The sequence below is a fragment of the Porphyromonas sp. genome, assembly GCF_030529325.1.
In the GTDB taxonomy this organism is placed as follows: domain Bacteria; phylum Bacteroidota; class Bacteroidia; order Bacteroidales; family Porphyromonadaceae; genus Porphyromonas_A.
On sequence record NZ_JAUMXC010000081.1, the window covers coordinates 1 to 4,321 of the forward strand.

The 4,321-nt window shown below is 46.4% G+C and carries 5 protein-coding genes; 4 read left to right on the top strand and 1 reads right to left on the bottom strand.

What is annotated here, in order from left to right; all coding sequences use genetic code 11:
* Positions 1–286: 286 nt before the first annotated feature.
* A complete protein-coding gene (locus Q4A14_RS08760) occupies positions 287–877 on the bottom strand; it encodes a phosphoribosylglycinamide formyltransferase (RefSeq protein WP_303171483.1) in 591 nt (196 codons plus the stop codon).
* A gap of 169 nt (positions 878–1,046) precedes the next feature.
* Between Q4A14_RS08760 and Q4A14_RS08765 the strand changes: the two genes are divergently transcribed.
* The 4 genes from Q4A14_RS08765 (at position 1,047) to Q4A14_RS08780 (ending at position 4,104) form a co-directional block, all read left to right on the top strand.
* Entirely contained in the window at positions 1,047–1,289 is a 243-nt protein-coding gene (locus Q4A14_RS08765) for an acyl carrier protein (RefSeq protein ID WP_303171485.1), read from the top strand.
* A 164-nt stretch (positions 1,290–1,453) separates the two neighbouring features.
* Complete coding sequence (gene fabF, locus Q4A14_RS08770; protein WP_303171486.1) at positions 1,454–2,710, top strand: beta-ketoacyl-ACP synthase II; 1,257 nt, start codon at positions 1,454–1,456, stop codon at positions 2,708–2,710.
* Positions 2,711–2,731: 21 nt separating this feature from the next.
* On the top strand, positions 2,732–3,532 hold the full coding sequence (locus Q4A14_RS08775) for a ribonuclease III family protein (RefSeq protein WP_303171487.1): 801 nt from the start codon (positions 2,732–2,734) through the stop codon (positions 3,530–3,532).
* Between the two features lie 425 nt (positions 3,533–3,957).
* On the top strand, positions 3,958–4,104 hold the full coding sequence (locus Q4A14_RS08780; protein ID WP_303171488.1) for a hypothetical protein: 147 nt from the start codon (positions 3,958–3,960) through the stop codon (positions 4,102–4,104).
* Positions 4,105–4,321 lie beyond the last annotated feature (217 nt).

The window sequence follows — 4,321 nt, forward strand, 5'->3', positions numbered from 1 at the left end:
TAACTTGATGAAAAAGGTTGTCTAACTTGACGCATCAAGTTAGACAACCTTTTTCGATCGGATCAGGAAGTATCAAGAGAGGCAAGCCCATCACACATGCCAAAGCTTTCAAAAAGACAAACGATCAACCAAACAGAGCAAAAGGACAAAAGACCATCGGAGAATATCGATAAGCATTCCGGTAAAAAAACACCCTCATCGCTCATACATAGTACACATTAATTATATGTAATAAGCGATGAGGGTGTTTTGTCAGTCAGGTCAGCCGGTAGCCACCTGTCAAAGATCAATCGAGCGTTTGGGGCTCACCGAGTATCCAGCGAGAGATCACCTCCGGGAAGTATCGGTGCTCGAGGAGATGCACCTTTTGAGCTATTTCCTCGGGCGTGTCAGACGACACAACAGCCGTACGTGCCTGAAAGAGGGTCGTCCCCTTATCGTACTCTTCGTCTATGATGTGTATCGTGATACCCGTCTCCGTCTCCCCTGCGGCCTTGACGGCCTCATGGACGTGCATCCCGTACATTCCCTTGCCTCCATGCTTGGGCAAGAGAGCCGGATGGATATTGACAATCCTCTGAGGGAAAGTCTTGAGCAAAAACGGAGGGATGAGCGCAAGATAGCCTGCAAGTATGATGTACTCTACTCCAAAGTCTGCAAGGAGTGGAAGGAGTTGCTCCTCGTCCCTCAACTCGGAGGGAGTCATATAACGGGCAGGGATATCGAGCATCTTTGCTCTCTCAAGGACATAAGCATACGGTTTGTTGGCGATGATGCAGGCGACACGGATTCCCTTTTCCGGGTGCTCGTGATGCAGATATCTGACGATAGCTTCGGCATTGGAACCACTCCCGGAAGCAAAAATAGCGACTTTCATATTTCTTAATAAGGGTTAAAAATGCACATAACTATATATCGTGTGCAGAAATATAGTATTTTTGCAGTACGAGAATAGTTTCAGTGCTAAAATAATGACTATTTTTGTCTACAAAAGTATAGAAAAACAACAATACAATAAGTAATAACTAACTAACAAACTTACAATTATGAATCGTTCAGAAATTGAAGCTACAGTAAAGAGAATCATTGTCGATAAACTTGGTCGTGAAGAAAGCGCTATCACACCTGAAGCAAACTTCACAGCTGACCTCGGCGCAGACTCTTTGGATACAGTAGAGTTGATCATGGAATTTGAAAAGCAGTTCAACTTGAACATCCCTGACACTGAAGCTCAGACTATCCAAACTGTAGGTGACGCTATCAACTACATCGAAGCTAACCTAAAGTAATATCATCTGTCGATCGTAATACGATGACATTTAATGATTGAGAACTCATCCATATAGACATGAGTCTTTGTCAGTAAACGAAACGGCAAACCCGGTCACTGCATGGTTCTTACATAGTGTGGGTTTGCCGTTTTGGTTTGTTTCATCATTTTACATAATACCTTATGGAACTAAAAAGAGTCGTTGTGACAGGTCTGGGTGCTATCAGCCCACTTGGTAACAACGTTGAAGATACATGGAAAGCTCTCCTTGAGGGACAGAGTGGTGCAGGGCCTGTGACGCTCATAGATGTGACCAACTTCAAGACCCGGTTTGCGTGCGAAGTCAAGGGCTTTGACCCCAATGCACACTTCGATCGCAAACAAGCTCGCACATATGACAGATACTGTATGTTCGGACTCGTCGCAGCAGAAGAAGCTGTCAATGACGCAGGCATAGATACAGAAAAAGTAAACTGCGACCGTGTGGGTGTCATCTTCGCAGCCGGGATCGGAGGTCTCCGTACTTTTGAAGAAGAGACAATGGCATATGATCCCGAGAGAGGTCCACGCTTCAATCCTTTCTTCATCCCTAAAATGATTGCAGACATCGCTGCAGGTCATATCTCGATGAAGTACGGATTCAGAGGTCCTAACTATGCTACTGTGTCGGCTTGTGCTTCGGGTACAAACGCGATAGCAGATGCGTTCAACCTCATCCGCCTCGGCAAAGCAGATATCATCGTAGCCGGTGGTGCCGAAGCAGCTATCACCATCTCCGGTCTTGGAGGCTTCAATGCGATGAATGCGCTCTCTACACGCAACGATGATCCTAAGGGCGCCTCCCGTCCTTTCAGCGCGAGCCGCGATGGATTTGTCATGGGTGAAGGTGGAGCAGCCCTCATCCTCGAAGAGTATGAGCACGCAAAGGCTCGTGGAGCAAAGATCTACGCTGAAGTGGCAGGTACAGGTATGTCGGCAGATGCTCACCACTTGACGGCATCTCACCCTGACGGTCTCGGAGCTAAGCTCGTAATGCGCAACGCTCTCGAAGATGCAGGCATGAACCCCGAACAGATCGACTACATCAACGTACACGGGACATCTACTCCGGTCGGTGACGTATCTGAAGTGAAGGCAATCCAAGCAGTCTTCGGTGATCACGCTTACAAGCTCAACATCAGCAGTACCAAGTCGATGACCGGTCACCTCCTCGGTGCTGCCGGAGCCATCGAAGCCCTCATCACTGTCTTGTCGGTGAAGAACAACGTGGTACCTCCTACCATCAACCATGCTGCAGATGACAAAGATCCGGAGATCGACTACAAGCTCAACTTCACTTTCAACACCAAGCAGGAGCGCACTATCGATGCGGCTCTTTCCAACACGTTTGGCTTCGGTGGCCACAACGCAAGTGTAATCTTCAAGAAATTCAAAGATTAAAATCCTCTATAACGTCTGTAAATGAGTTTTCTGAAATCATCATTGGGACAAGTACTAAGGAATTTATTCAGAAGCAATATCCAAAGCGGTGCAGATCGTAATCTGCACCGCTTTGTGCACGAACTAATAGGATGCCCGACCGAGAACATAGATCTGTACAAAAAGGCATTCACACACCGCTCACACCACAAGGCTTCGCGCAAGTACAACAACGAGCGCCTGGAATTTCTCGGAGATTCGGTGATCTCTTGTGTGGTGGGACATCTCCTATATGAGATGTATGAGGAAGATGATGAGGGAGCTCTCACATCCCTGCGTGCACAGATCGTCAGCCGATCCAATCTCAATGCCATCGCGGCCAAGTTGCAACTGGACAAGATACTCAGAGTGTCGGGCAGTCTCAACCTCAAGAACTCGGACACTCTTGGCAATGGCCTCGAAGCCTTGGTGGGCGCGATCTTTCTGGACAAGGGGTTTGACTTCGCGCAAAGATTTGTCCGCAGCCACATCATCGTGAGCAAAAAGAACATGGAGCGAGTCTCGGCAAAGGAAGAAGACTTCAAGACGGAGTTCATCATCCTCATGCAACAGCAAAAGATAGACTTTGAGTTCAGCTACATCGATGCCATCACAGATTCCCAAGTGGGACTGGTGCACCGCAGCGAGATACTCATCGGCGACGACAGACGCTCCATAGCCACAGGTGCCGGCACATCCAAAAAGATATCACACCAAAACGCGGCAAAGGATGCCCTGCGTCTCCTCAAAAAACATCCGGAGATCCTGAAAAAATACGCCAAAAGCAAAGTAAAAGCGGGCTAAAGACAGAATGTCCGCCGTGGCAAATCAAAAAAACTCTACCCTGAGGCATGACTCCACCAAGCCATGCCTTTTTTATTTTCAGCCTGTCGCAAAAAAACACAGACAAACGCCGAACACACATAATATAAATCCATCAAAAGGGATTGCCCATACCGACGCCTCAAATTTCCCATCTCGAGACCGGGAGTAGCTTAGCATGATTTCATGATACCGATGATCTTTTTCTTGCATCTTACCAAAATTACCTATCAAAAGGGCAAATGAGACACCTCATTTTTATCTTTTTTGCACCTAAATTCAGAGATTGAAATGTATTAAAATACGATTCTTTATTTTTTTCTCCAATTTATTGGGATATGTGATATTAATATATATCTTTGTACTGTCAATCGTTGGAAAGGCTCACTAAATATGAAAGGTAGTTAATGCCGATTTATACGATCGAGACCCCCGGCAGCGACCGGAAGATACCCAACTTCGGGTATGGAGTCCATCCAAAAGACTTCGCCGAAGAAATGGTCTCACTCGACACAGAAATATCACACGGATCGAGGGGTATAGAGCAAGTGTGACGGGTATGATGCGTGCGGCTTATCTATATATCAATGTATGGATGCTTCGGGTATGATCAGAGGTAATCACGACAAGAGAAGAAAGAAAGGTCTTTTGTCGTCCTTTGTGTCTTATATAGGTGGGAGCAGCGTACCATGTCTGACAGAATATGCCACTTATTATTAAAACTTAAAACGTATACATTATGATGACGAGCGAACAGTATGTAGAGAGCTT

Coding starts and splice junctions, on each gene's coding strand:
- Q4A14_RS08760 (WP_303171483.1), bottom strand. CDS start 877: ATGAAAGTCGCTATTTTTGCTTCCGGGAGTGGTTCCAATGCCGAAGCT.
- Q4A14_RS08765 (WP_303171485.1), top strand. CDS start 1,047: ATGAATCGTTCAGAAATTGAAGCTACAGTAAAGAGAATCATTGTCGAT.
- fabF (WP_303171486.1), top strand. CDS start 1,454: ATGGAACTAAAAAGAGTCGTTGTGACAGGTCTGGGTGCTATCAGCCCA.
- Q4A14_RS08775 (WP_303171487.1), top strand. CDS start 2,732: ATGAGTTTTCTGAAATCATCATTGGGACAAGTACTAAGGAATTTATTC.
- Q4A14_RS08780 (WP_303171488.1), top strand. CDS start 3,958: ATGCCGATTTATACGATCGAGACCCCCGGCAGCGACCGGAAGATACCC.